We start from the raw sequence: 26,123 nt of genomic DNA on the forward strand, positions 1-26,123 counted from the left end.
TCCGCAGGGCGCCCGGGATCGGTTGGGGCTTGTCTTGCTACTGGCCGGCGCGGTCCCCAAGCTGTCGTTGCGGCGTCAGCTTCGGTCGCAGCCGTATCGCCGACTTTCGGGCGACTTTCTGAGGGTACTGACGTCGGTTCGCCGGGTCAAACCTGGCCTGCCCCAATGGACCCCGCCCGCGGCGCAAATGAACCTTCGCGTAATGACACGAAACTGTTGGCAGCCGAACAGAAAACTGTTAGCTTCGGTCTCGGACTGGAGCGGCGGTCGACAACTAAGCAAGGGTGGCAGAACGACGGGCGCCAGATGACCTCCACGGGTTGTCTCCAGAATCGAGTCGTAAGCCGTCGCCGAGCGGCTAGTTTATGATCGTCCTGTCCACAGCTGTGGATAAGCATGTGGACAGTTGCTCCGGTCGCTGAAACGGTTGTACCCGGCCCTAAATCTGCGAGAACCAGGGAGATGCGTCGTTGACCGATGATCCCGGTTCCGGTTTCACCAAAGTGTGGAACGCGGTCGTTTCCGAGCTCAACGGTGAGTCAGACCCCGACGGCGGCACCAGTAGCGGCACAACCCTGGTCACCCCGCTTACTCCCCAGCAAAGAGCCTGGCTCAACCTGGTACAACCACTCACCATCGTCGAGGGGTTTGCTCTGCTCTCGGTGCCGAGCAGTTTCGTGCAAAACGAGATCGAACGCCACCTGCGCACTCCTATCACGGATGCGCTGAGCCGACGGCTCGGACAACAGATCCAACTGGGCGTGCGCATTGCGCCGACCGCCGAGAACGACACCGACGACGCCACCCTGTCCCCCGCCGACGTCTTCGCACCAGCCGACGAGTTCGGCACCGACACCGGCCTGGACAATCGTCTCGACAGCCTCGACGGCTTCGACGGCGACGAGGGCTACGAAAACGGGGAGACGCTGGGCGGCACTCACAAGAGTTGGCCGACCTACTTCACCAAGCGTCCCGCCGAATCCGGTAACGGCAGCGGGACCAGTCTCAACCGCCGCTACACCTTCGACACGTTCGTCATCGGCGCCTCCAACCGGTTCGCGCACGCGGCGGCCCTGGCCATCGCCGAAGCGCCGGCCCGCGCCTACAACCCCCTGTTCATCTGGGGCGAATCCGGGTTGGGCAAGACACACCTGCTGCACGCCGCCGGCAACTACGCACAACGGCTCTTCCCCGGAATGCGGGTCAAGTACGTTTCCACCGAAGAGTTCACCAACGACTTCATCAACTCGCTGCGCGACGACCGCAAGGTCGCCTTCAAGCGCAGCTACCGCGACGTGGACGTGCTGCTCGTCGACGACATCCAGTTCATCGAGGGCAAGGAAGGTATCCAGGAGGAGTTCTTCCACACCTTCAACACGTTGCACAACGCCAACAAGCAGATCGTCATCTCGTCCGACCGGCCACCCAAACAACTGGCCACCCTCGAAGACCGGTTGCGAACCCGGTTCGAGTGGGGGCTGATCACCGACGTGCAGCCGCCGGAGCTTGAAACCCGCATCGCCATTCTGCGCAAGAAAGCACAAATGGAACGGCTCGCGGTTCCCGACGACGTGCTCGAGCTCATCGCCAGCAGCATCGAACGCAACATCCGCGAGCTCGAGGGGGCCCTGATCCGGGTCACCGCGTTCGCCTCGCTGAACAAGACTCCGATCGACAAAGCGCTGGCGGAGATCGTGCTCCGCGACCTGATCGCCGACGCCAGCACCATGCAGATCAGCGCGGCCACCATCATGGCCGCCACCGCCGAATACTTCGACACCACGGTCGAAGAGCTGCGCGGGCCGGGTAAGACCCGGGCGTTGGCCCAGTCGCGGCAGATCGCGATGTATCTGTGCCGCGAGCTCACCGACTTGTCCTTGCCCAAGATCGGCCAAGCGTTCGGCCGGGACCACACGACGGTGATGTACGCCCAGCGCAAGATTCTCTCCGAGATGGCGCAACGACGCGAGGTGTTCGATCACGTCAAGGAGCTCACCACCCGTATCCGGCAGCGGTCCAAGCGCTGAGCGCACGGCGTCGTCGGGCCGATTTCTTCCAAAAAACTTCTCCCCCGCTGGTCACACCTGTCACACCCATCGACTGTGCACAGCGTTGTGCACACACCAGGTGATCGATTTGTAATTACTCGCCAGCCCGTGCACATCCGGACTCCATCCCCACCGGACCAACATGACCCCCACAGCAGCCGCCGCCGTCATCCACAACCGTGCCACTCCGCTAGCTGCGACAAGGCCGAATTGTCCACAGCATGCACAGCCCTTATTACTGTTACTGAAATCTCTTCGTCGTTTGTTCTTTGAAGAACGCGGCTGGGGACACGCCGCTGAACACGCTTCGCACCCGGCATCGCAGCCCGGTTGTCACCCTTGCTGATTAGCTTTCAAGTTGAGGTCAGAAGCTCTACGGTTGTTCTTCGACTGCCTATCAAGAACATTGCGGGGCGGCTAGCCACTCAACTCGAACTCGATGGTGAAGGGACGCTATGGACGCGGCGACGACGAGAGCCAGCCTCACCGACTTGAAGTTCCGTTTGGTCCGAGAATCATTCGCGGATGCGGTGTCCTGGGTGGCCAAAAATCTGCCCACCAGGCCGACGGTCCCAGTGCTTTCCGGAGTGTTGTTAACCGGCACGGACGACGGCCTGACGATCTCCGGATTCGACTACGAGGTCTCTGCCGAAGCCCAGGTCGCTGCCGAAATAGCTTCTCCTGGAAGCGTTTTGGTGTCCGGTAAGTTGTTGTCGGACATCACCCGGGCGTTGCCGAACAAGCCTGTCGACTGTTATGTCGACGGTAATCGGCTGTCGTTGACCTGTGGTAGCGCCAGATTCTCGCTGCCGACCATGGCGGTCGAGGATTACCCCACCCTGCCGATGCTGCCCGAAGAAACCGGGACGCTGCCTTCGGAGCTGTTCGCCGAGGCGATCAACCAGGTCGCGGTTGCGGCCGGCCGCGACGACACCTTGCCCATGTTGACCGGCATTCGCGTCGAGATTTCCGGTGACACGGTGGTGCTGGCCGCCACCGACCGGTTCCGCCTCGCGGTGCGCGAGCTGACCTGGTCGGCGGTGTCACAAGACATCGAGGCTTCGGTGTTGGTGCCGGCCAGGACGTTGGCCGAAGTGGCCAAGTCGGGCGTCGACGGCCCAGAGGTGCGGCTGGCGCTGGGCGCCGGTATGGGCGTGGGAAAAGAGGGGCTGCTGGGCATCAGCGGAAACGGCAAACGCAGTACCACCCGGCTGTTGGATGCGGAATTCCCGAAGTTCCGCCAGTTGCTGCCGGCCGAACACACCGCGCTGGCCACCATCGACGTCGCCGAGTTGACCGAAGCGATCAAGCTGGTGGCGTTGGTCGCGGATCGCGGCGCGCAGGTCCGGATGGAATTCGCCGACGGCATGCTGCGGCTTTCCGCCGGCGACGACAATGTGGGCCGCGCCGAAGAAGACCTGGCCGTCGATTTCGCGGGTGAGCCGCTCACCATCGCCTTCAACCCGACGTATCTCACCGACGGCCTGGGGTCGGTGCATTCCGAGCGCGTGTCGTTCGGTTTCACCACTCCCGGCAAGCCTGCTCTGCTGCGTCCCGCCACCCAAGAGGACCACCCGACAGGTAACGCACCCTTCCCGGCCCTGCCGACGGAATACGTCTATCTGTTGATGCCGGTTCGGCTGCCCGGTTAGGTGTACGTCCGGCATTTAGGACTGCGCGACTTCCGGTCCTGGGCGCACGCCGACCTCGAACTGCATCCTGGCCGGACGGTGTTTCTCGCTCCCAACGGCTTCGGTAAGACGAATCTGCTTGAGGCACTGTGGTATTCGGCGACCCTGGGCTCTCACCGGGTCGGGACCGACGTTCCGTTGATCCGGACCGGCGCGACCCGAGCGGTGGTATCGACCATCGTCGTGAACGAGGGCCGCGAGTGCGCGGTGGACCTGGAGATCGCCGCCGGCCGGGCCAACAAGGCGCGATTGAACCGCTCACCGGTGCGCAGTACCCGAGAGGTGATCGGGGTGCTGCGGGCGGTGTTGTTTGCTCCGGAAGACTTGAGTTTGGTGCGCGGCGACCCTGCGGAGCGGCGACGCTATTTGGACGACCTGGCGACCCAGCGCCGACCGGCGATCGCCGCGGTGCGCGCTGACTACGACCGGGTTCTGCGGCAGCGCACTGCTTTGTTGAAGTCGTTGTCGGGGGCCCGGCATCGCGGTGAGAGCGGTGCGTTGGACACCCTGGACGTCTGGGACGGCCGGTTGGCCGAGCATGGCGCGGAACTGATGGCGGCTCGTATGGCGCTGGCCGACCAGCTGGCGCCGCAAGTGGAGAAGGCTTACCAGTTGTTGGCACCCGGATCGCGATCCGCCTCCATCGTCTACCGCCCCAGCCTGGATATCGGGACCGACCCGGCGCCCGGCCGCGAGTATCTGGAAGCCGCCTTGTTGGCTGAGCTGTCCGCGCGGCGCGCGGCCGAGTTGGAACGGGGCGTGTGCCTGGTTGGCCCGCACCGCGATGACTTGGAATTGCGATTGGGTAACCAACCCGCGAAAGGCTTTGCAAGCCATGGGGAATCGTGGTCGTTCGCGGTGGCGTTGCGGTTGGCCGCCTATGAGTTGTTGCGCACCGACGGTGATGAACCTGTGCTGTTACTCGACGACGTTTTCGCCGAACTTGATACCGCCCGTCGCCGGGCCCTGGGCGCGGTGGCCGAATCCGCGGAGCAGGTGCTGGTGACTGCGGCGGTGCAGGAGGATTTGCCGACGGGTTGGGATGCCAGGCAGGTGGGCATAGAGATGCGCGACGACGACTCCGGTCGGATATCGGTGGTGCAATCGTGACGGAACGCGACGACGGGCGGCCGGCGGCTATCGATTTGGTGCGCCGGACCCTGGAGGAAGCGCGAGCTGCGGCCCGCGCGCAGGGCAAGGACTCCGGCCGTGGCCGCGCGTCAGCGCCGATACCGCGCCGCGTGGCGGGCCAGCGGCGCAGCTGGTCGGGCCCCGGCCCCGACGGGCGTGACCCGCAACCGCTCGGCAGGCTGGCACGCGAGCTGGCAAAAAAGCGTGGCTGGTCGGCGCATGTCGCCGAGGGCACGGTATTGGGCCAGTGGCCGTCGGTGGTCGGCGCGCAGATCGCCGACCACGCCACCCCCACCGGCCTGAGCGATGGCGTGCTCAGTGTGGCTGCCGAATCGACGGCGTGGGCGACCCAGCTGCGGATGATGCAAGCCCAGCTGCTGGCCAAGATCGCCGCGGCGGTGGGCAACGGTGTGGTGACCTCGCTACGGATCACCGGCCCGGCCGCACCGTCCTGGCGGAAGGGGCCACGTCATATCGCCGGACGCGGACCGCGCGACACCTACGGATAGGGGAACCGAGCGGCCCCCCGAAGCGTCATATAAGTGTCATGGCGACGCGGCCTCAGAGCCACCAGAACGAAACGTATCGGCGTGGCAAACGTCGGGACGCGACCCGAACGGAGATGTCAAGCACACGGCCCAACTAGCTGGGTAGAAACGCGCCCAGAAAATCGGTGCTGACGGTGCCTCACGGTAGAGTGGACGGATGCGACCGCTGCGGTGACTGAACCGCTCGCATGCAACCCCAAGGAGAGCATTCCGACCGTGGCTGCCCAAAGGAAGAAGCCCCAAGCCAATTACGGCGCTGAACAGATCACCGTCCTCGAAGGTCTGGAGGCTGTCCGCAAACGCCCGGGGATGTACATCGGGTCCACCGGCGAACGTGGTTTGCACCACCTGATCTGGGAGGTCGTCGACAACTCGGTGGACGAGGCGATGGCCGGTTATGCCACCCAGGTCGACGTGCGTCTGCTCGACGATGGCGGTGTCGAGGTCACCGACAACGGACGCGGCATCCCAGTCGCCATGCACGCCACCGGCGCCCCGACCGTCGACGTGGTGATGACCCAGCTGCACGCCGGCGGCAAATTCGGCGGGGAGAACAGCGGCTACAACGTCAGCGGTGGTTTGCACGGGGTCGGTGTATCCGTAGTCAACGCGCTGTCGACCCGCCTGGAAGTCGATATCAAGCGCGACGGGCATGAGTGGTCGCAGTACTACGACCACGCGGTGCCGGGAACGCTCAAACAGGGCGAGGCGACCAAGAAGACCGGGACCACGATCCGATTCTGGGCCGACCCGGACATCTTCGAGACCATCGAGTACGACTTCGAGACCGTCGCCCGTCGACTCCAGGAGATGGCGTTCCTCAACAAGGGTCTGACGATCAATCTGACTGACGAACGCGTGGAGCAGGACGAGGTCGTCGAAGAGGTCGTCAGCGATACCGCCGAAGCGCCCAAGTCCGCGGAGGAAAAAGCCGCCGAATCGACTGCGCCGCACAAGGTCAAGCACCGCACTTTCCACTACCCCGGCGGTCTGATCGATTTCGTCAAGCACATCAACCGGACCAAGAGCCCGATCCAGCAGAGCGTCATCGCTTTCGAAGGAAAAGGTGACGGCCACGAAGTCGAGATCGCGATGCAGTGGAACGGCGGCTATTCCGAGTCGGTGCACACCTTCGCCAACACCATCAACACCCATGAGGGTGGTACCCACGAAGAGGGGTTCCGCAGCGCGCTCACGTCGGTGGTGAACAAGTACGCCAAAGACAAGAAGTTGCTCAAGGACAAAGACCCCAACCTGACCGGCGACGACATCCGGGAGGGATTGGCCGCGGTGATCTCGGTGAAGGTCAGTGAGCCACAGTTCGAGGGCCAGACCAAGACCAAGCTGGGCAACACCGAGGTCAAGTCGTTCGTGCAGAAGGTGTGCAACGAGCAGCTGACACACTGGTTCGAAGCCAACCCCACCGAAGCCAAAACCGTGGTGAACAAGGCGGTTTCGTCCGCGCAGGCCCGCATAGCCGCGCGCAAGGCCCGAGAGTTGGTGCGCCGCAAGAGCGCTACCGATCTCGGTGGCCTGCCGGGCAAGCTGGCAGACTGCCGCTCCACCGACCCCCGAAAGTCGGAATTGTATGTGGTGGAAGGCGACTCGGCCGGCGGCTCGGCGAAGAGCGGCCGCGACTCGATGTTCCAGGCGATTCTTCCGTTGCGCGGCAAGATCATCAACGTCGAAAAGGCCCGCATCGACCGGGTGCTGAAGAACACCGAAGTCCAGGCCATTATCACCGCGTTGGGCACCGGGATTCACGACGAGTTCGACATCAGCAAGTTGCGCTACCACAAGATCGTGCTGATGGCTGACGCCGATGTCGACGGGCAGCACATCTCAACTTTGTTGCTGACCTTGCTGTTTCGCTTCATGCGCCCGCTGATCGAGAACGGGCACGTGTTCCTGGCGCAGCCGCCGCTGTACAAGTTGAAGTGGCAGCGCAGCGAGCCCGAGTTCGCCTACTCCGACCGCGAGCGCGACGGCCTGCTCGAGGCGGGACAGAAGGCCGGCAAGAAGATCAATAAGGACGACGGCATCCAGCGCTACAAGGGTCTTGGCGAAATGGACGCCAAGGAGTTGTGGGAAACCACGATGGACCCGACCGTACGCGTGCTGCGTCAGGTCACGCTGGACGATGCCGCGGCCGCCGACGAGTTGTTCTCCATTCTGATGGGCGAGGACGTCGACGCCCGCCGCAGTTTCATTACTCGCAACGCCAAAGACGTTCGCTTCCTGGACGTTTAAACGAGGAATAGATGACAGACACCACGCTGCCGCCGGGCGACGAGGCCGGCGACCGGATCGAGCCCGTCGACATCCAGCAAGAGATGCAGCGCAGCTACATCGACTACGCGATGAGCGTAATCGTGGGCCGTGCTCTGCCTGAGGTGCGTGACGGCCTGAAACCGGTGCACCGCCGGGTTCTTTACGCAATGTTCGACTCCGGGTTCCGCCCGGATCGCAGCCACGCCAAGTCGGCGCGCTCGGTGGCCGAAACGATGGGTAATTACCACCCGCACGGCGACGCGTCGATCTACGACACTTTGGTGCGCATGGCGCAGCCGTGGTCGCTGCGGTATCCCTTGGTCGACGGGCAAGGCAACTTCGGCTCACCAGGTAATGATCCTCCGGCCGCCATGCGCTACTGTACATCTGGAGATGCATTGGTGCGCTTGCCATTTGGGCAATCCATGCGGATCGGCGATGTCGTTCCTGGCGCCATCTCAAACTCGGACAACACCGTCGAGCTGAAGGTCCTCGATCGGCATGGCAACCCAGTTTTAGCCGACCGACTGTTCCATTCCGGCGAGCACCAGACCTACACGGTGCGCACCGCTGAGGGCTATGAGGTCACCGGTACGGCGAACCATCCACTACTGTGCCTCGTCGACGTTGGCGGTGTACCGACGCTGCTGTGGAAACTGATCGAGGAAATCCGCCCCGACGACCATGTAGTTCTCCAGCGCACTCCCCCGATGGAATTCGGACCGGCCGACTGGCACGACGTGATGGAAGCGCTGCTCTTGGGAGCCTTCATCAGCGAGGGTTTCATTCTCGAACGGTATGCCGGCTTCGCCAATTGCGATCGGGACTACTTCGCCATGGTGGCCGGTGCCTATGACGCCGTCGTAGGAGGCAAACGCTGCATCTACCAGACGAAGAATGCGTCAGGCTCTCTGATGCAAAAGCTCCACGTTTACAACATAACCGCGCTGAAGCAGAGCCGCCTTTGGGACATGATGGGGCAGCGGTCAGCAGACAAGTCGGTCCCGGAGTGGCTATGGCACTCCCCCGCCGCCGTCAAGCGCGTGTTTCTCCAAGCGTTGTTCGAGGGCGATGGGTCGTGCTCCGCGTTGCCGCGCAATACGATTCAGATCTCCTACAATACGATCAGCGAGCGGCTTGCCAAAGACGTCCAACTGATGCTGCTGGAGTTCGGCGTAATTTCACGCCGCTACCGCCACGCTGTCGGCGAATACAAGGTCGTGATCACCAACCGCGCCCAGGCCGAATTGTTCGCAACACAAATTGGTTTCGGCGGCGCCAAGCAAACCAAGCTGACCGGAATCCTCGCGTCGATGCCACCCTGCGCCGGTATGGACACCGATCATGTGCCCGGCCTCGCGAAGTTCATCCGCAAGCACTGTGGCAGTCGCTGGGTCGACAAGGATTGGCTGAACCGCCACAACATCGATCGGCTATCCCGATGGCGAACCCGCGGCGCCGAGATCCTGTCGCGCATCGCAGATCCCGATGTCCGCGCGATCGCGACCGACCTCACCGATGGCCGTTTTTACTACGCCAAAGTCGCCTCGATCACCGATGCGGGCGTGCAACCGGTGTACAGCCTGCGCGTCGACACCGATGACCACGCCTTCCTGACCAACGGCTTCGTCAGCCACAACACCGAGGCGCGACTTACCCCGCTGGCCATGGAGATGCTGCGCGAAATCGACGAGGAGACAGTCGATTTCATTCCTAACTACGACGGCCGGGTGCTTGAGCCGACGGTACTGCCGAGCCGGTTCCCCAACCTGCTGGCCAACGGCTCCGGCGGCATCGCGGTCGGCATGGCCACCAACATCCCGCCGCACAATCTGCGCGAGCTCGCCGACGCGGTGTTCTGGTGCTTGGAAAACCACGACGCCGACGAAGAAACCACCTTGGCCGCCGTCATGAAACGGGTCAAAGGACCCGACTTCCCCACGTCTGGCTTGATCGTCGGCTCGCAAGGCATCGCGGACGCCTACACGACGGGCCGCGGCTCAATCCGGATGCGCGGAGTCGTTGAGGTAGAAGAAGATTCGCGTAGCCGGACGTCGCTGGTCATCACCGAGCTGCCGTATCAGGTGAACCACGACAATTTCATCACCTCGATCGCCGAGCAGGTTCGCGACGGCAAACTGGCCGGCATCTCCAACATCGAGGACCAGTCCAGCGACCGGGTCGGGTTGCGCATCGTCATCGAGCTCAAACGCGATGCCGTGGCTAAGGTGGTGCTCAACAACCTCTACAAGCACACCCAGCTGCAAACCAGCTTCGGCGCCAACATGCTGTCCATCGTCGACGGCGTGCCGCGCACGCTACGGCTGGATCAGCTGATCCGCCACTACGTCGAGCACCAACTCGACGTCATCGTCCGGCGCACCACCTACCGCCTGCGAAAAGCCAACGAGCGGGCCCACATTCTGCGCGGACTGGTCAAGGCTCTGGACGCGCTGGACGAAGTCATCGCGCTCATCCGGGCGTCGGAGACCGTCGACATCGCCCGACAAGGCCTGATCGAGCTGCTCGACATCGATGAGATCCAGGCGCAGGCCATCCTGGACATGCAGCTGCGGCGCTTGGCCGCGCTGGAGCGGCAGCGCATCATCGACGACCTGGCCAAGATCGAAGCCGAGATCGCCGATCTGGAAGACATTCTGGCCAAGCCCGAACGGCAGCGTGCCATCGTGCGCGACGAACTGGGCGAGATCGTCGAAAAGCACGGCGACGACCGTCGTACCCGGATCGTCGCCGCCGACGGCGATGTCAGCGACGAGGATCTGATTGCCCGCGAGGACGTCGTCGTCACCATCACCGAAACCGGATACGCCAAACGCACCAAGACCGACCTGTATCGCAGTCAGAAGCGCGGCGGGAAGGGTGTGCAGGGCGCTGGGCTCAAGCAGGACGACATTGTGCGGCACTTCTTCGTGTGCTCGACACATGACTGGATTCTGTTCTTCACCACCCAGGGCCGGGTGTACCGAGCCAAGGCCTATGAGCTACCGGAGGCCGCGCGCACCGCGCGTGGTCAGCACGTCGCCAACCTGCTGGCCTTCCAGCCGGAAGAGCGCATCGCGCAGGTCATCCAGATCAAGAGCTATGAGGACGCCCCTTATCTGGTGCTGGCCACCGCCAACGGTCTGGTCAAGAAGTCCAAGCTGACCGACTTCGACTCCAACCGCTCGGGCGGGATTGTGGCGATCAACCTGCGCGACAGCGATGAGTTGGTCGGCGCGGTGCTGTGCTCCTCAGACGACGACCTGCTGCTGGTTTCGGCAAACGGCCAGTCCATCAGGTTCTCGGCGACCGACGAGGCATTGCGGCCGATGGGCCGGGCCACCTCCGGTGTGCAGGGCATGCGCTTCAACGCCGACGACCGGCTGCTGTCGCTGAATGTCGTCCGCGAGGGCACATACCTGCTGGTCGCGACGTCGGGCGGGTACGCCAAACGGACCGCGATCGAGGAGTACCCGGTACAGGGCCGCGGCGGCAAGGGTGTGCTGACTGTGATGTACGACCGTCGGCGTGGCAGGCTGGTTGGGGCGTTGATTGTCGACGACGACAGCGAGCTGTACGCCATCACCTCCGGGGGCGGCGTCATCCGGACCGCGGCTCGCCAGGTCCGCAAGGCAGGGCGGCAGACCAAAGGTGTTCGCTTGATGAACTTGGGCGAGGGCGACACACTGTTAGCCATCGCACGCAACGCCGAAGAAAGCGGCGACGAGAATGGCGGGCAAACCGACGGTGCGGAGGAGTCGGGTGGTCGGGCCTGAGCCCGGCTAGGAATAATGCGACTGCACTGCCCAGGCCGGCCTGGGTACACAGGTTAGGAGTCGGGGTGAACTCACCGAACGAGTCGGGCTCCCCCAATAAGGGCGATAACTCGAATGGCGATGGGGTCGAACGCACCGGTACGCACCGGGCCGCGCCCGGCCGCAGCCCGGACGCCGGGGACTCGCCGCCATGGCAACGGGGGGCCACCCGCGCTAGCCGGTCGGCGTCGGAGGCACCGGCTGAGCCCAAACCGTCGAACCCGACGAGCGGCATCGACGCACGGCTGAACCGCTTCATATCCGGCACCTCGGCCGGCCCGTCGGCGCACGCGAGGAACGAAACCCAGGAGTTCGACGCGGCCCCGGCGCGCGGTGACGGACCGCCGGCCGAGGCATACGCCAGCGAGTTGCCGGATCTGTCGGGGCCGTTACCGCGGCCGCCGCAGCGTAAACCGGTACCCGAACGCGCTTCGGAGACGTCCACTACTTCTGTTGGTGGCCGCACGCAGGCCACCGAAAGCCGGGAGGCTCGCGAGGCCCGGGAGGCGCGTGAAGCCCGGGAGGCACGTGAAAAGCGCGAAGGCCGGGTGCACGTATCGCGGCGGGCCCGGGGACCGGTGCGGGCCAGCATGCAGATCCGCCGGATCGATCCGTGGAGCACGCTGAAGGTGTCGCTGTTGCTCTCGGTGGCGCTGTTCTTCGTGTGGATGATCGCTGTCGCATTCCTCTACCTGGTGCTCGGCGGCATGGGCGTGTGGGCCAAGCTCAACAGCAACGTCGGCGACTTGCTGAACAACACCAGCGGCAGCGCCGGTGAACTGGTCTCCAGCGGCACGATCTTCGGCGGCGCGGTTCTGATCGGCTTGGTCAACATCGTGCTGCTGACCGCGATGGCGACGATCGGCGCGTTCATCTACAACTTGGCTACCGACTTGATCGGCGGCATCGAAGTGACCCTCGCCGACCTCGATTAGTCGAGCAGCTTTTGGGAGTGGAGGCGATTGCGGTAATCTCGTCGCTCGGCCGTACCCGCGTACGGGCCTATAGCTCAGGCGGTTAGAGCGCTTCGCTGATAACGAAGAGGTCGGAGGTTCGAGTCCTCCTAGGCCCACAACCATGTGCCCGTCAAGACGTTGTGTGAAGCTCGCATTGCCACTGGCAGCGCTCGCTGTGGTGGCGGCGGTGGTGCGATCCCGTCGTGACGTCGAGGTGTGGCACGTGGCGGTGACCGATTCGCCCGAGGACCGTGGCAACGAGGGGCCTTAGCTCAGTTGGTAGAGCACTGCCTTTGCAAGGCAGGTGTCAGGGGTTCGATTCCCCTAGGCTCCACTCTTGGCCAATTTTTCCGTTGACTCTGCATCTACGGCGCAAAAGTGCGAGTGGCGTGCACCCTCAGCGCAGAGTCAACAGCGGACCGGCTCACATATGGTCTAGTCCGCGCCCGCAAAGGATGACACACGGCACACCTTTTGACGCTGACTCTGCGGCTGCGGCGCAAGAGTGCGAGTGGGCTGCGCCGTCACCGCAGAGTCAACGCCAGATTGCGTGGTCCCCGATCAGCCGGCCGCCGGCGGGCGTGCCATCACCGAGGGTTTGAAGCCGTAGGTGGGAAGGATGCGCCCGTAGCGGGTTTGGCCCATCGGCCCCAATGGAGCCATCGGCAGGCCGCCCATACCTTCGGCGGCCGCTGGCACCGACGTGGTGTTACTGATCAGGGCCGCGGCCCCTGGATTGGTCACCGCGTTAACCGGGGCCCAGCTCGGTGGCACCGACAACCCGCCCAGCGGAAGTGCTCTCCCCACTCCCGCCGCCACACTCCCGGTGTTCGCGGCGACGTGCGTTGCGGCCGATCCCGCCGCCTGCGCCACGCCCTCGACCGCCTTGGCCGCCGGAGCCAGAGCCTTCCCGAAGGTGCTCATGGCCGTGATTCCGTTGCTCACCTGTCCAAAGGCCTGCGTCGACTGAATCATCGACTGTGCGGTGGACACGTACGGCACGACGTATTTGCTGTACAGCGAAGCCATGTCGGCCAACGGGGTGTAAGTCGTCAGGAACTTGTCGATGTCCGCGCCGGTGATCGCCTTGGTCAGCTGGGTAACGTTCAGGGCGTCCAATTGCGCCTCGAATTGTTGCAGCGCCGTCTGGAGGGGAGTATTGGTGGTCTGCGCTGTAGAGACCGCCGCAGCTTGGCGTGCCACCCCGGACGAATTGGCCACTTCCGGCGGCTGCTGGAAATCGGTCAACCGGGACGCCGCCAGCGAGGAACTCGCATAGGCATACATCGCCGCCGCGTCCTGGGCCCAAAACTCGAAATACTCCGCTTCGGCAGCGGCGATCGCCGGAGTGTTTTGTCCCAGGAAGTTCGTCGCCACCAATGCCGCCAGCAGCGCGCGGTTGGCAGCGATCACCGGCGGAGGCACCGTCGCCGCGAACGCCGTCTCGTGGGCGGTCGCGGCAGCCGCCGCCTGGCTGGAGGCGAGTTCGGCCTCCGCCGCACTGGTTTGCAGCCACGCCACATGTGGAGTCGCGGCCGCTACCAGCGCTGCCGACGACGGACCGAGCCAGGGACCGCTGGTCATAGAGGAAATCACCGACTCAAACCCCGCGGCGGTCGAGTGCAGATCAGCGGCGAGCTCACCCCAGCCGGCCGCGGCCGCCACTAGTGAACCGGCCCCAGGGCCGGTGTACATTCGCCCGGAATTGATTTCCGGTGGCAACAGTCCGTAGTCCACCATCGCCTCCTAGCCGCTCAGCCCGCCGCGGCCGCGTTCGCGGCTTCGGTTTCCGCGTAAGAGGCCGCGCTAGCCGACAGCGTCGCCACCAACACGTGGTGAATGGCGGTCGCCTGAGCGCTCAGCGCCTGGTAGCGCTGGGCATGAAGAGCGAACTGCGCGGCCGTCAGCGCCGAGACTTCGTCGGCGGCGGCAGGAACAACACCGGTGGTCGGGCCGGCGGCGGCCGCATTGCCGGCGTTGAATGCGGCGCCGATCTCCTGAAGATTGCTGGCCGCGGCCGCCAGCTTGTCTGGTTGTGAAACTACGAAAGACATACGAGCGTCCCTTTCAACTAGCCGTCGTTGTCAGGGAAAGATATGCGTCGCCGGGTAACACATTCAGCGCGCAAAATCCGCCGGAATCGTCGCTGACCAGCGAGATTGGCAAAGATTCAGAGTGAGCAAAATGGTTTTTACAAAATTAGCGCCGTCGTATTTGTAAGTATGAGTTTGCAAATACAATTTGCACTGATCAGCAGGGCAAATGGAAATCGCTCAATAAGATTATATGAGTTTGACCAGAGTTAACCGGTGGTTCAACTCCGACAATGGGAATGTTGCGCCCGGAAATTATGTATGGGGCATACGTCGAGCCCCGACCGCTCAGGGTCGCGGCTGGACGTCCACGCTCGGCGGAAGGGGCGACGGCTCCGGGCGCATCGACCGCCGCACGATGCTGAACGTGACGGCGCCGACGGCCAGCGTCGCGGCGGCGGCCCCGGCGATCACCCACGGTCGCCTGCGGTGGCGGCGCGACCGGCGCGCCTCCTGGAACGCCTGCGGCAGACTGGTGACCACTTCCTGGGCGGCGGCCAGTTCCTGAGCAAGCGAATCCTGGACGGCCGCGAGTTCCCGGGCCAGCCGGCCTTCCTGGTAGCGCCGGCGCAGTGCGGACGTCGCCGCTTGCGCGGACTGCAGCCCCATCCCGGCGACCCCTCGCGTGACGTCCACCGGGCCGACCGCCGAGTAGGTCAGCCCTCGGGTCAGCCGTTCCCGAGGGGTTAACCGCGCTTGCGTCTTCGCGCTCATCTGCCGCCTTTCGGTGTTCGTTCTTTTCGGTGTCGGCCGTCGCTTCGCCGATAGACAGACTGCCATCATCGGGCGGTTCTCGGGCTCATTGCGGGCAGGCCGCGTCGGGCGAGACCCGGTGCCGCCGCGCACCCGCGTAGTGGCAGACTGTCATCCCGTGACCAACAGCCCTTATCAGACCGCCACCGCCACGCTGCACACCAACCGCGGTGACATCCGGATCGCCCTGTTCGGCAACCACGCGCCCAAGACCGTCGCCAACTTCGTCGGCTTGGCGCAGGGGACCAAGGAGTACTCGACCCAGAACGCATCGGGCGGTCCGTCCGGTCCGTTCTACGATGGCGCGGTCTTTCACCGGGTGATCAAGGGTTTCATGATCCAGGGCGGAGATCCGACCGGAACGGGCCGCGGCGGCCCGGGCTACAAGTTCGCCGACGAGTTCCACCCCGAGTTGCAGTTCGATAGGCCTTACCTGCTGGCGATGGCCAACGCGGGTCCGGGTACCAACGGCTCGCAGTTCTTCATCACCGTCGGGCAAACCCCGCACCTGAACCGGCGTCACACGATCTTCGGTGAGGTGACCGACCCGGAGTCGCAGCGGGTGGTGGACGCAATCGCCACGACGCCCACCGACGGCAACGACCGCCCCACCGAGCCGGTCGTCATCGAGTCGGTCACGATCTCCTGAGGGGCAGCACCGCGACGAGGGTGCGCAAAATGCCGCCGCAACCGGCGTGTCGGTGTACATACACGCACGCTCGCCGGGCCGGCTGACTAGCCGGCGTAGCCAGCGTCGGTGAGGGCGTCGAGTACGTCCAAGGGGTTGGTGCCGAGGTCCCACCGGGAGAGCACGAACAGATTGCCCTCGGCGTCCTCGATCTCGAGCAACCGCACCGTGCGGCCCCACCGGCGGAACTCGATGATCCGGATGATCTTGATAGCGGAGCGGGACAATAGCTGCGTGCGAAACCACCCCCGCACAGCCAGCCCGTCGGCGGTAATTGCCAGCTTTGGCCGCGCGCGCCACGAGAAGCCCGCAAACAAGATCAAACCCAGTGCGGCAATCCCCGCCATAACGCGCCCTGGCGCGTCTGTGACCACGGTCACACAGAGGGTAGCCATCACCATGCCCGCAACGCCACAACCAGCGATTCCGGCCGCGGGCGGCTCCCATTGGGTTTGCTGCATGCGGGTTCTACACCCTCCCACCACTGCCGATGCGGTTATCCACAAGCGCTATCAACAGTGGGGATAAATCACACGCGTGTGATTGAATGACGCGAAAGTTGCTGGCTCAGTAAAGCAGTGGCACCAAAATGAATTCATCACGTGTCTAAGGTGGCTCAGTGCCAGCGCATCGTGAGCAACAATCCGGTGATCATGAAAGCGAACGCGATGGCGTAGTTCCACGGCCCCAGTTCTGCCATCCAGTGCAGCGCGGCCGGAGCCTGGGTGCCCACTGCCGCCAGCTGGAACACCATCAACCAGACCAGGCCGATCAACATGAGGCCGACAAACAATGCGACGAACCACACGCTGGACGGCCCGACCTTCACTTTCACCGGTGTGCGGCTCACCGCGCTGACGGTGAAGTCGTTCTTCTTGCGGACCTTCGACTTGGGCATGATTACCTCGAACTACCTCGGGGACTGGCTCAACAACCTCGATAACGCAGCGAGCGGGAAGGATGCAACGATAACGAGTGCATGCCTCGGCTCAGTTCGGCTACGAGACTAACCCACCTCGCAGCGCGATTAGGAAACGGAGCGCCCATGAAGGATGCGCAGAACGCGCGTCGCTCACCTTGGCGTTTCGGCGTGCCGTTGGTATGCCTGCTGGCCGGCTTGCTGCTGGCCGCCACGCATGGGGTGTCCGGCGGCGCCGAAATCCGTCGCAGTGACGCGCCGCGACTGGTCGACCTGGTGCGCGAGACGCGGGCGTCGGTGAGCCGGCTGGACGCCGAGCGCAACGAGCTGGCCGGCAAGATCGACACGACGCATGGCAGGTCTTCGGATACCGCCTTGGCGGCGATGCTGCGACGCTCGAGCGAGCTGGCCGGGGAGGCCGGCATGAACCCGGTTCACGGGCCGGGGCTGACGGTGACCCTCGACGATGCCCAGCGCGACACCAACGGCCGCTTCCCACGGGATGCGTCTCCCGACGACCTGGTGGTACATCAGCAAGACATCGAGGCCGTCCTCAACGCCCTGTGGAGTGCGGGCGCCGAGGCGATCCAGATGCAGGACCAGCGAATCATTGCCACCTCGATGCCGCGTTGTGTGGGGAACACGCTCTTGCTGAACGGCCGCACCTACAGCCCGCCCTACACGATCAGCGCGATCGGCAATGCCTCCGCCATGCAGGCGGCCCTCGCCGCCGCTCCCCTGGTGACTGTGTACAAGCAGTACGTGGTCCGGTTCGGCCTCGGCTACCGCGAGGAGGTCAAGCCGGACATGCAGATCGTCGGGCGCACGGAGCCGGTCCGGATGCACTTCGCCCGGCCCGCGGGCCCCATCGGCTACTGACGGTAGCCTGGGACGATGCAGATCCTGGTCGTCGACAACTACGACAGCTTCGTCTTCAATCTGGTGCAGTACCTTGGCCAGCTGGGCGTCGAGGCCCAGGTGTGGCGCAACGACGACGCCCGGTTGTCCGACGAGACCGTCGAGCGGTTCGACGGCGTCCTGCTCAGCCCGGGACCGGGCACGCCGGAACGCGCCGGCGCGTCGATCGGCCTGGTGCGTGCGTGCGCTGCTACGCGGACCCCGCTGCTGGGAGTCTGCCTGGGACACCAGGCCATCGGCGTCGCGTTCGGCGCCACTGTCGACCGGGCCCCCGAGTTGCTGCACGGCAAGACCAGCCAGGTGTTCCATACGAATGTCGGTGTGTTGCAAGGACTTCCGGACCCGTTCACGGCAACTCGGTACCACTCGCTGACCATCCTGCCGGAATCATTGCCGGCGGTGCTCGAGGTGACGGCGCGTACCCGCAGCGGGGTGATCATGGGTGTGCAGCATGCTGAACTTCCGATTCACGGCGTGCAATTCCATCCCGAGTCGATCTTGACCGAGGGTGGTCACCGGATGCTGGCCAACTGGCTCGGGTTTTGCGGATGGACGCGAGACGACACTCTTGTTCGACGGCTGGAAAACGACGTGCGCGCCGCGGTGCGGCCACACCTGCCAACTTCCACCGCCAGCTAGCACCTGATGGTGGCGACCCGCCGCGCCCGGCTGCCCCGCGCTTGCGATCGCCACGGACGGGGTCTGCTACTGGCCGAAGGCCAGCGTGATGATCCCGTTGAAGTTGACCGGCGTACCGGGCGACGGGCTTTGCGTGATGACCTTGTTGTGCCCGGGCCCGCCCGCGTCCACGTCCGGGCCTCTGTCCAGGGCCCCGTTCCATCCCAGGTTGCGCAGCCGCGGTTCGGCATCGGCCCAGAACATGCCCCGCAGGTCGGGCATCAGGAACTGGTTGCCCCTGGAGACCTGCAGCTGGATCACCGAGTCGACGGCCGCCGTCTGGCCGGCCGGCGGATTGCTGCCGATCACCTCGCCTTTCGGGCGGGGGCTGTCCACATCGACCTGGGTGACCTTGGTGAAGCCGGAGGCGTTGAGGTAACTTTGCGCCGCCTCGGCCGTCTGGCCCTTGACCTCGGGAACCTGCTTAGTCTCCGGCCCGGTGCCGACGATGATCGTTATCACTTGGGTGATCGCATACGACTGGGAGGCCGGCGGGATGGTCGCGGTGACCTTGTCCTTCATCTCCGGCGGTGACGCCGAGGTCGTCTGCTTGAACTTACTGAACCCGGCTCGCTTCAGGCGTTCGACGGCTTCGGCGTAGGACATCGAGGAGACGTCCGGTATTTCGCGCTGTTCCGGACCGGTCGAGACGTTGATGGTGATCACGTCGCCCGCACCCACCGACGTGTTGGCCCCGGGCTCGGTGCCGATGACGTGATCGGCAGGGATGGTCGGATCGGGCTTCTGCTGCGTGCGCGTCTTGAAGCCCTTGTTCTGTAGCGAAGCGATAGCGTCGGCGGACACTTGACCGCGCACATCGGGCACCTGTACGTCGCGGGTGCTTCCGCCGAACGTGTTGAAGCCGATGACGACGCCAATCGTCAGGACCGCCAGCACGGCGACCAAGGCAGCCCAGCGGCCGACCGAACCGCCGCCTCGGTCGCCGTCGTCGTCGAAGTTCTGCCGGGGCAGCGGATCGGTGCGCGGTCCCCCGTACCCGCCACCCGCGGACGTCAGCAGCGAAGTCCGGTCGGCGTCGGTGAGCACCTTGGGAGCCTCGGGCGTCTCGCCGTTGTGCACTCGGACCAGGTCGGCCCGCATCTCCGCCGCGGTCTGATAGCGGTTGTCGGGGTTCTTGGCGAGCGCCTTGAGAATGACGGCGTCCAGATCGGCGGAGATGCCCTCGCGCCGCGCCGACGGCGGAACGGGGTCTTCGCGGACATGCTGGTAGGCCACCGCGACGGGCGAGTCACCGGTGAACGGTGGTTCGCCGGTGATGATTTCGTACAGCACGCAGCCCAGCGAGTAGACGTCGGACCGCGCGTCGACTGGGTCACCGCGAGCCTGTTCGGGCGAAAGGTATTGCGCGGTCCCGATCACCGCCGCGGTCTGGGTGACGCTGTTGCCGCTGTCGGCAATAGCGCGGGCGATGCCGAAGTCCATCACCTTGACCGCGTTGGTGGTGCTGATCATGATGTTCGCCGGCTTGACATCGCGATGGATGATGCCGTTCTGGTGGCTGAAGTTCAGGGCCTGGCAGGCATCGGCGATGATCTCGATGGCCCGCCGGGGTGGCATCGGACCGTCGGTGTGGACGATGTCGCGCAGCGTGACCCCGTCGACGTACTCCATGACGATGTAGGGCAGCGGGCCCGACGGCGTTTCCGCCTCGCCGGTGTCGTACACCGCGACGATGGACGGGTGATTCAGCGCCGCCGCATTTTGCGCCTCGCGCCGGAAGCGCAGGTAGAAGCTGGGGTCGCGGGCCAGATCCGCGCGCAGCACCTTGACCGCGACGTCGCGGTGCAAGCGGAGGTCGCGGGCCAGATGAACCTCGGACATACCCCCGAAACCGAGGATGTCGCCCAGTTCATAGCGGTCGGACAGATGTTGGGGGGTGGTCATTCCGGTGTCTCAGGTCGGGCCGGCGACGAACCGGGTTGCGGCATCAACCTGACAACCCAGCCGACTGCGGCCGGTTGACGTCCAGAATTACCCGGTTGGACCCGATCCGTCCAATTCAGCTGCGGGTGGCCAGGTGCCGAACCACTCGGTGTGTTGGTTTCGGTCTGGGTCATTGTTGGCCGGCTGGGCTCGTTTGCCCCGTGGGAGGTGACGATGAGCACGGCGATGATGATGGCCAGGGCTCCGAGCACCCCGGCAGCCAACAGCAGCGCGCGCTGGCCTGACGAGAAAGTGCGCCGTGCCGGCGGGCGCCGGGCGCCGGTCGAGGGCCGGGATCGGGCAGTGGCCGCGCGGCCGCCCGGCGTGGCGGCGACCCTGGCCGGCGCGGCCGATGGGATGGCGGCCGGGGAGGCCCGGCCCGCCGGCGGTGTCTGGCTGGGCCGCGGAGGCCGCCGGCCGGCCCGGACCGCGGCGACGGCGTCGGCGAACGGTCCCCCGCTGCGGTAGCGCATCTGCGGATTCTTGACCAGGGTGATCTCGATGAGTTCACGGACGTTGGCCGGCAACTCCGTCGGCAGCGGCGGCGGAGGTTCCTTGATGTGCTTCATCGCCACCGTCAGCGCGCCATCCCCGACGAACGGCCGCTTACCCGAAACCGCTTCGTAGCCAACGACTCCCAGCGCATAGACGTCACTGGCCGGGGTCGCTTCGTGACCCAGGGCCTGTTCGGGCGCGATGTATTGGGCGGTACCCATCACCATGCCCGTTTGGGTCACCGGCGCGGCGTCGACGGCCTTGGCGATGCCGAAGTCGGTGATCTTGACCTGCCCGGTGGGCGTGATCATGATGTTGCCCGGTTTGACGTCGCGGTGGACGAGACCGGCGGCGTGTGCGACCTGCAGGGCCCGGCCGGTCTGCTCGAGCATGTCCAGCGCGTGCCGCAACGACAGCCGGCCGGTTCGCTTGAGCACGGAGTTCAGCGGCTCGCCGTTGACAAGCTCCATGACCAGGTAGGCGGTACGGCCCTCACCGTTCATCTGGCTCTCGCCGTAGTCGTGGACCTGGGCGATTCCCGGGTGGTTGAGCATCGCCGTGGTCCGCGCCTCGGCGCGGAACCGTTCGATGAACTCGGGATCCTGCGAGAACTCCGCTTTGAGCACCTTGACCGCGACACGTCGGCCCAGCCGGCTGTCCACGGCTTCCCACACCTGCCCCATGCCTCCGGTGGCGATGAGGCGCTGCAGGCGGTACCTGCCGGACAGGGTCACACCAACTCGTGGGCTCATGGTCCCGTCCCCTGCACTGCGGCCGCGATCACGGCCCGCCCGATCGGCGCGGCCAGCGTACCGCCGGTCGCGGACAGGCGATCGCCGCCGCCCTCCACCAGCACCGCTACCGCGACCTTCGCGTGCTGCGCGGGCGCGAAGGCGATGTACCACGCATGCGGTGGAGTATGGCGGGGATCGGTCCCGTGCTCTGCGGTACCGGTTTTGGAAGCGATCTGCACGCCGGGAATGGCCCCCTTCTGTTGTGCGTCTTTCTCGGCGCCGACCATCAGCTCTGTCAGCTTAGCGGCGACCTGCGGCGAGACCGCTTGGCGCTGCCGATAGGGGGCCGTCGTGCTGATGTTGGCCAGGTCCGGCCCCTTGAGGCTATCGACCAAGTACGGCTGCATCATCACCCCGGCGTTGGCAATGGCGGCGGCGATCTCCGCATTCTCCAGCGGGGTCAGCGCAACGTCCTTCTGTCCGATACTCGACATGGCCAGCGCCGCCCGGTCAGCGATGGGTCCAGCGGTTGACTCTGCGACCTGCAGCGGTATCACGCTCGGCATGCTGTCGATGCCGAACGAACGCGCCATGTTGCGCAGCGCATCGGCGCCGATGCTGAGGCCCAAGTCGACGAATGCGGTGTTACACGACAGGGCGAAAGCCTGTGTCAGCGAGACGGTCTCGCCGCTGCCACAGGGGGTACCACCGTAGTTCTCCAAGAACGCCTTGCTGTCGGGGAGCTGGATCCTGGCCGCCGCCGTCAGCTGCTGGTCCTCTTTGATCCCCGCCTGCAGCGCGGCAGCGGTGGTGATCACCTTGAACGTGGAGCCCGGCGGATAGGTCTCGGAGATGGCGCGGTTGGTCATCGGGGAATCCGGACTGTCCCGAAACTGCTGCCACGCCCGCATCTGCTCGCCCGGATCGTGTGACGCCAGCCGGTTGGGGTCATAGGACGGCGACGACACCAGCGCCAGGATCTTCCCGGTCGACGGTTCCAGGGCGACGACGGCTCCCTTGCACGGACCGCCGCAGCCCTGCTGCATCGCGTCCCAGGCGGCCTGCTGGACGCGTGGGCTGAGCGTGGTTTCGACGTTCCCGCCGCGCGGATCTCGACCGGTGAAGAAGTCGGCCAGGCGGCGCCCGAACAGCCGCTGGTCGGAGCCGTTCAACAGGGCGTCTTCGGCCCGTTCCAGTCCGGAACTGGAGTAATTCAGCGAGTAGAAGCCCGTGACCGGCGCGTACACCTCCGGGTTGGGGTATTTCCGCAAGAACCGGAAGCGGTTGTCAGTGGCCGCCGAAAACGCCAGCAGCTGACCGCCCGCGGTGATCTGCCCACGCTGTCGCGAATACTCGTCAAGCAGGACCCGCTGGTTGCGGGGGTCGGCGCGCAGTCCGTCGGCGGTGAACACCTGGGTATACGTTGCGTTGAGCAACAACAGGACGATCAACGCCATCACGGTCACCGAGATCCGGCGGAGAGAGGTGTTCATACCTTCTGGATCACCTCGGTGGTGGCCGCCGCGATCGGCGCCGTCTTGCTGCGCGGACGGGTACGTATGGGACGCCGGGCGCCGTGCGAGATGCGCGCCAGGATGGCCAGCAACACGTAGTTGGCCAACAACGACGACCCACCGTACGACAGCCATGGGGTTGTCAACCCGGTCAGCGGGATGAGTTTGGTGACCCCGCCGACCACGATGAACAGCTGAAGGGCCAGTGTCGACGCCAGGCCTGCGGCCAGCAGCTTGCCGAAGCTGTCGCGGGTGGCGATCGCCGTCCGCAGGCCCCGCACGATGACGATCGTGTACAGCATCAACACGCTGGCGAACCCGACCAGCCCAAGCTCTTCGCCGAACGCGGCGACGATGAAGTCGGTCGAGGCGAACGGCACGGTGTCCGGTTGACCGTTGCCCAGCCCGGTGCCGAAAATGCCGCCGGTGGCAAAGCTGAACAACGACTGCACGATTTGGAAGCCGTGCCCGTCGGGATCGGAGAAGGGGTCCCACCACATCTGCACGCGGACCCGGACATGGTCGAAAAAGTAGTACGCCGCAATGCTTCCCGCGCCGAACAACACCATCCCAATGACCACCCAACTGAAGCGTTGGGTGGCCAGATATACCACCACCAGAAAAGACGCATAGAACAGCAGCGAAGTCCCCAGGTCCTTCTCGAAGACCATCACGCCGATCGAGATCACCCAAGCGGCCAGCAGGGGCGCCAGGTCGCGCGGGCGGGGCACGGTCATGCCCATCACATGCTTGCCGGCGCTGGTGAACAGGCCGCGCTTGGCCACCAGCACTGCCGAGAAGAAGATCAGCAGAAGAATCTTGGAAAACTCCGCGGGCTGGATCGAGAAGCCCGGAAATCGGATCCAGATCTTGGCGCCGTACTGCTCGGAGAGCGACGCGGGCAGCAGCGCGGGAATCGCCAGCAGTACCAGACCGGTCAGTCCGCACAGGTAGCCGTACCGCGCGAGCTGTCGGTGATCTTTCAGGAAGGTCACCACCAGCGCGAACGCGCTCACACCGACCAGGGTCCACAGCATTTGGTGAGCGGCTTCGGGATGACGGTGGGCATGCGCGGCTTTGTCGGCCAGATCGAGCCGGTGAATCATCACCAGGCCCAGTCCGTTGAGCAATGCGACCGTGGGCAGCAGGAGCGGGTCGGTGTAGGGGGCCGAACGCCTGATCGCCAGATGCGCGCAGCCGAACAAAGTCAGAAAGGCCAACCCGTAGCCGGCCAGATCCCAGCGCAAGCCATGCTCCTGGTTGGCCTCGACGACGAGCAAGGCGGCGACGGTGATCATCGTCGCGAAGCACAGCAGCAGCAGTTCGGCGTTGCGCCGGGTCGGCAACGGAGGCGTCACCGCCACCGGCGGCTGAACTTGGGTCGTCATCCGGATTCCCGGCAGTCGACGCCCGGCTTCTGAGGCGACGGTCCCGGGATTGTGCTCACCGGTGACGGGGACGTGCTGGGCGGGCTGGTCGATGTGGTGACGCCTGAAGAATGCGTGCTGGGCGGCGAGCCGGTTGTTGAGGCGGCGGATGAGGTGGAGGGTGTCGTCGTCTGCGAAGTGCTGGGCTGAGGCTCCGACGGCTCGGGGGACACGCCATGCCTCGTGCACACTGGCAGCAGGTTGCGAGTCAGCAACTCCTTGAGCTGTCGTTCGGTGTCACCCAGGTTGCCGCCCGGGAGCTTTCTGTTCTGCACCTGCTCCTGCCCGGGACCGCGCAGATCCTTGAGGGTAACTAGTTGGCAGCTGCGGCCCTTGGACCCGTAAGGGACGAAGGACAACTGCGGGGGGTTGCTGGCGTCGGCGCACGCGACCGAATAGGGGTCGTTTGAAGAAATGCCGAAGATCCCGCCCTGGATACCGCGCATGATCGTCACGTTGCCGTTGTGTTCGGCCACGTAGTAGTTCTGCTGAATGAACATCCAACCCACGAACAGACCGGCCACCAGCAACAAGGTGACCAGGCCGCCGATGATGGGCAGTCGCCAGCGCGACCACCGTGACCGACGCGGTGGCGTGATGGGCGGGGGGACGCGCTTGGCGATTTCCTTCCGCGGCCCGATGGCCGAGGCGCGGCCGGCGGCTGTGTTGGGCAGGGTTGCGTGGTCGTCTTCACCGGAAACGGCTCCGGCCAGAATCGGCTGAGTCTGGCCGTACTCGTAGTCGACGACGTCGGCGACCACCACGGTCACGTTGTCCGGGCCGCCGCCGCGCAGCGCCAATTCGATGAGCCGGTAAGCGCTTTCGGCGACGTCGGGGATTTTCAGCGCTTCGAGGATGGTCTCGTCGCTGACCGGGTCGGACAACCCGTCCGAGCACAGCAGGTAACGGTCGCCGGCGCGTGCTTCCCGCATGGTGAGGGTGGGCTCGACTTCGTGGCCGGTCAGGGCGCGCATGATCAGTGAGCGCTGCGGGTGGCTGTGTGCTTCTTCGGCGGTGATCCGTCCTTCGTCCACCAGGGTTTGCACGAAGGTGTCGTCCTTGGTGATCTGGGTCAGCTCGCCGTCGCGCAACAGATAGCCGCGCGAGTCGCCGATGTGCACCAGCCCGAGCCGGTTGCCGGCGAACAGGATTGCGGTGAGCGTGGTGCCCATCCCCTCGAGGTCGGGCTCCATCTCGACTTGCGCGGCGATGGCGGAGTTGCCGGCGCGCACCGCCGCCTCGAGCTTGCCCAGCAGGTCGCCGCCGGGTTCGTCGTCATCGAGGTGCGCCAGCGCGGCGATCACCAATTGGGAGGCCACTTCCCCGGCCGCATGGCCGCCCATGCCGTCGGCCAACGCCAGGAGTCGCGCGCCGGCGTAGACGGAGTCTTCGTTGTTGGCGCGTACCAAGCCGCGATCACTGCGGGCGGCGTATCGCAGGACCAGAGTCACGAGCGCCGCTCCTCCTCATCGCTGCGCTCTGCATCGTCGCCGGCGCGGG

At 65.1% G+C, this 26,123-nt stretch carries 21 protein-coding genes and 2 tRNA genes; 13 read left to right on the plus strand and 10 right to left on the minus strand.

Features of this window, described 5'->3' with window-relative positions; genetic code table 11:
• Positions 1-470: 470 nt before the first annotated feature.
• From dnaA to AC5Y2L_RS24190, 10 genes are all read left to right on the plus strand, one after another.
• The gene (gene dnaA / locus AC5Y2L_RS24145) at positions 471-2,027 is read left to right on the plus strand and encodes a chromosomal replication initiator protein DnaA (RefSeq protein ID WP_499938207.1); all 1,557 of its coding nucleotides are present in this window, start codon (positions 471-473) and stop codon (positions 2,025-2,027) included.
• A 476-nt stretch (positions 2,028-2,503) separates the two neighbouring features.
• Complete coding sequence (gene dnaN / locus AC5Y2L_RS24150; RefSeq protein ID WP_499938209.1) at positions 2,504-3,700, plus strand: DNA polymerase III subunit beta; 1,197 nt, start codon at positions 2,504-2,506, stop codon at positions 3,698-3,700.
• A complete protein-coding gene (recF, locus tag AC5Y2L_RS24155; RefSeq protein WP_499938211.1) occupies positions 3,701-4,849 on the plus strand; it encodes a DNA replication/repair protein RecF in 1,149 nt (382 codons plus the stop codon). It abuts the gene before it with no gap.
• Complete coding sequence (locus tag AC5Y2L_RS24160) at positions 4,846-5,379, plus strand: DUF721 family protein (protein WP_499938213.1); 534 nt, start codon at positions 4,846-4,848, stop codon at positions 5,377-5,379. Before recF ends, AC5Y2L_RS24160 begins: the two co-directional genes overlap by 4 nt.
• A 255-nt stretch (positions 5,380-5,634) precedes the next feature.
• Positions 5,635-7,668: a DNA topoisomerase (ATP-hydrolyzing) subunit B gene (gene gyrB, locus AC5Y2L_RS24165; protein ID WP_499938363.1), complete on the plus strand. Its 2,034-nt coding sequence runs from the start codon at positions 5,635-5,637 to the stop codon at positions 7,666-7,668.
• An 11-nt stretch (positions 7,669-7,679) separates the two neighbouring features.
• Positions 7,680-11,465 carry an intein-containing DNA gyrase subunit A gene (gene gyrA / locus AC5Y2L_RS24170; protein WP_499938215.1) on the plus strand — a complete coding sequence of 1,262 codons (3,786 nt, stop codon included), beginning with the start codon at positions 7,680-7,682 and terminating at the stop codon, positions 11,463-11,465.
• Positions 11,466-11,530: 65 nt separating this feature from the next.
• The gene (locus AC5Y2L_RS24175) at positions 11,531-12,439 is read left to right on the plus strand and encodes a DUF3566 domain-containing protein (RefSeq protein ID WP_499938216.1); all 909 of its coding nucleotides are present in this window, start codon (positions 11,531-11,533) and stop codon (positions 12,437-12,439) included.
• 63 nt (positions 12,440-12,502) lie between these two features.
• Positions 12,503-12,576 (plus strand) — tRNA-Ile (locus tag AC5Y2L_RS24180).
• Between the two features lie 26 nt (positions 12,577-12,602).
• Positions 12,603-12,731 (plus strand): hypothetical protein, encoded by a 129-nt coding sequence (locus AC5Y2L_RS24185; RefSeq protein ID WP_499938218.1) that lies wholly within the window; start codon positions 12,603-12,605, stop codon positions 12,729-12,731.
• Positions 12,722-12,794: transfer RNA gene (locus AC5Y2L_RS24190), tRNA-Ala, on the plus strand. Before AC5Y2L_RS24185 ends, AC5Y2L_RS24190 begins: the two co-directional genes overlap by 10 nt.
• Before the next feature lie 227 nt (positions 12,795-13,021).
• On the opposite strand, the gene AC5Y2L_RS24195 is transcribed toward AC5Y2L_RS24190, so the two are convergent.
• The 3 genes from AC5Y2L_RS24195 to cwsA form a co-directional block, all read right to left on the minus strand.
• On the minus strand, positions 13,022-14,197 hold the full coding sequence (locus tag AC5Y2L_RS24195; RefSeq protein WP_499938220.1) for a PPE family protein: 1,176 nt from the start codon (positions 14,195-14,197) through the stop codon (positions 13,022-13,024).
• 17 nt (positions 14,198-14,214) lie between these two features.
• Positions 14,215-14,514 (minus strand): PE family protein, encoded by a 300-nt coding sequence (locus AC5Y2L_RS24200; RefSeq protein ID WP_499938222.1) that lies wholly within the window; start codon positions 14,512-14,514, stop codon positions 14,215-14,217.
• Between the two features lie 327 nt (positions 14,515-14,841).
• Positions 14,842-15,267 (minus strand): cell wall synthesis protein CwsA, encoded by a 426-nt coding sequence (gene cwsA, locus AC5Y2L_RS24205; RefSeq protein WP_499938224.1) that lies wholly within the window; start codon positions 15,265-15,267, stop codon positions 14,842-14,844.
• Between the two features lie 139 nt (positions 15,268-15,406).
• Between cwsA and AC5Y2L_RS24210 the strand changes: the two genes are divergently transcribed.
• Positions 15,407-15,955 carry a peptidylprolyl isomerase gene (locus AC5Y2L_RS24210; protein WP_499938364.1) on the plus strand — a complete coding sequence of 183 codons (549 nt, stop codon included), beginning with the start codon at positions 15,407-15,409 and terminating at the stop codon, positions 15,953-15,955.
• Between the two features lie 86 nt (positions 15,956-16,041).
• On the opposite strand, the gene AC5Y2L_RS24215 is transcribed toward AC5Y2L_RS24210, so the two are convergent.
• Together AC5Y2L_RS24215 and crgA are read right to left on the minus strand one after the other, a co-directional pair.
• Positions 16,042-16,455 (minus strand): PH domain-containing protein, encoded by a 414-nt coding sequence (locus AC5Y2L_RS24215; RefSeq protein ID WP_499938226.1) that lies wholly within the window; start codon positions 16,453-16,455, stop codon positions 16,042-16,044.
• A gap of 155 nt (positions 16,456-16,610) precedes the next feature.
• Complete coding sequence (gene crgA, locus AC5Y2L_RS24220; RefSeq protein WP_499938227.1) at positions 16,611-16,892, minus strand: cell division protein CrgA; 282 nt, start codon at positions 16,890-16,892, stop codon at positions 16,611-16,613.
• A gap of 147 nt (positions 16,893-17,039) precedes the next feature.
• Between crgA and AC5Y2L_RS24225 the strand changes: the two genes are divergently transcribed.
• A complete protein-coding gene (locus AC5Y2L_RS24225; RefSeq protein ID WP_499938229.1) occupies positions 17,040-17,792 on the plus strand; it encodes a DUF881 domain-containing protein in 753 nt (250 codons plus the stop codon).
• Positions 17,793-17,807: 15 nt separating this feature from the next.
• On the plus strand, positions 17,808-18,470 hold the full coding sequence (locus AC5Y2L_RS24230) for an aminodeoxychorismate/anthranilate synthase component II (RefSeq protein WP_499938231.1): 663 nt from the start codon (positions 17,808-17,810) through the stop codon (positions 18,468-18,470).
• A gap of 66 nt (positions 18,471-18,536) precedes the next feature.
• Here AC5Y2L_RS24230 and pknB read toward each other — a convergent pair whose 3' ends face one another.
• From pknB to AC5Y2L_RS24255, 5 genes are read right to left on the minus strand one after another with little or no spacing between them, the layout of a single operon-like run.
• Complete coding sequence (gene pknB, locus AC5Y2L_RS24235; protein ID WP_499938233.1) at positions 18,537-20,414, minus strand: Stk1 family PASTA domain-containing Ser/Thr kinase; 1,878 nt, start codon at positions 20,412-20,414, stop codon at positions 18,537-18,539.
• Positions 20,411-21,700, minus strand: a complete 1,290-nt coding sequence (locus AC5Y2L_RS24240; RefSeq protein ID WP_499938235.1) for a serine/threonine-protein kinase — start codon at positions 21,698-21,700, stop codon at positions 20,411-20,413. The genes pknB and AC5Y2L_RS24240 overlap by 4 nt, the downstream gene beginning before the upstream one ends.
• Positions 21,697-23,175 carry a D,D-transpeptidase PbpA gene (gene pbpA, locus AC5Y2L_RS24245; RefSeq protein ID WP_499938236.1) on the minus strand — a complete coding sequence of 493 codons (1,479 nt, stop codon included), beginning with the start codon at positions 23,173-23,175 and terminating at the stop codon, positions 21,697-21,699. Before pbpA ends, AC5Y2L_RS24240 begins: the two co-directional genes overlap by 4 nt.
• Positions 23,172-24,584 carry an FtsW/RodA/SpoVE family cell cycle protein gene (locus tag AC5Y2L_RS24250; protein WP_499938238.1) on the minus strand — a complete coding sequence of 471 codons (1,413 nt, stop codon included), beginning with the start codon at positions 24,582-24,584 and terminating at the stop codon, positions 23,172-23,174. Before AC5Y2L_RS24250 ends, pbpA begins: the two co-directional genes overlap by 4 nt.
• Positions 24,581-26,074 (minus strand): PP2C family protein-serine/threonine phosphatase, encoded by a 1,494-nt coding sequence (locus tag AC5Y2L_RS24255; RefSeq protein WP_499938240.1) that lies wholly within the window; start codon positions 26,072-26,074, stop codon positions 24,581-24,583. Before AC5Y2L_RS24255 ends, AC5Y2L_RS24250 begins: the two co-directional genes overlap by 4 nt.
• Positions 26,075-26,123 lie beyond the last annotated feature (49 nt).

This window comes from Mycobacterium sp. NGS66 (assembly GCF_059812225.1).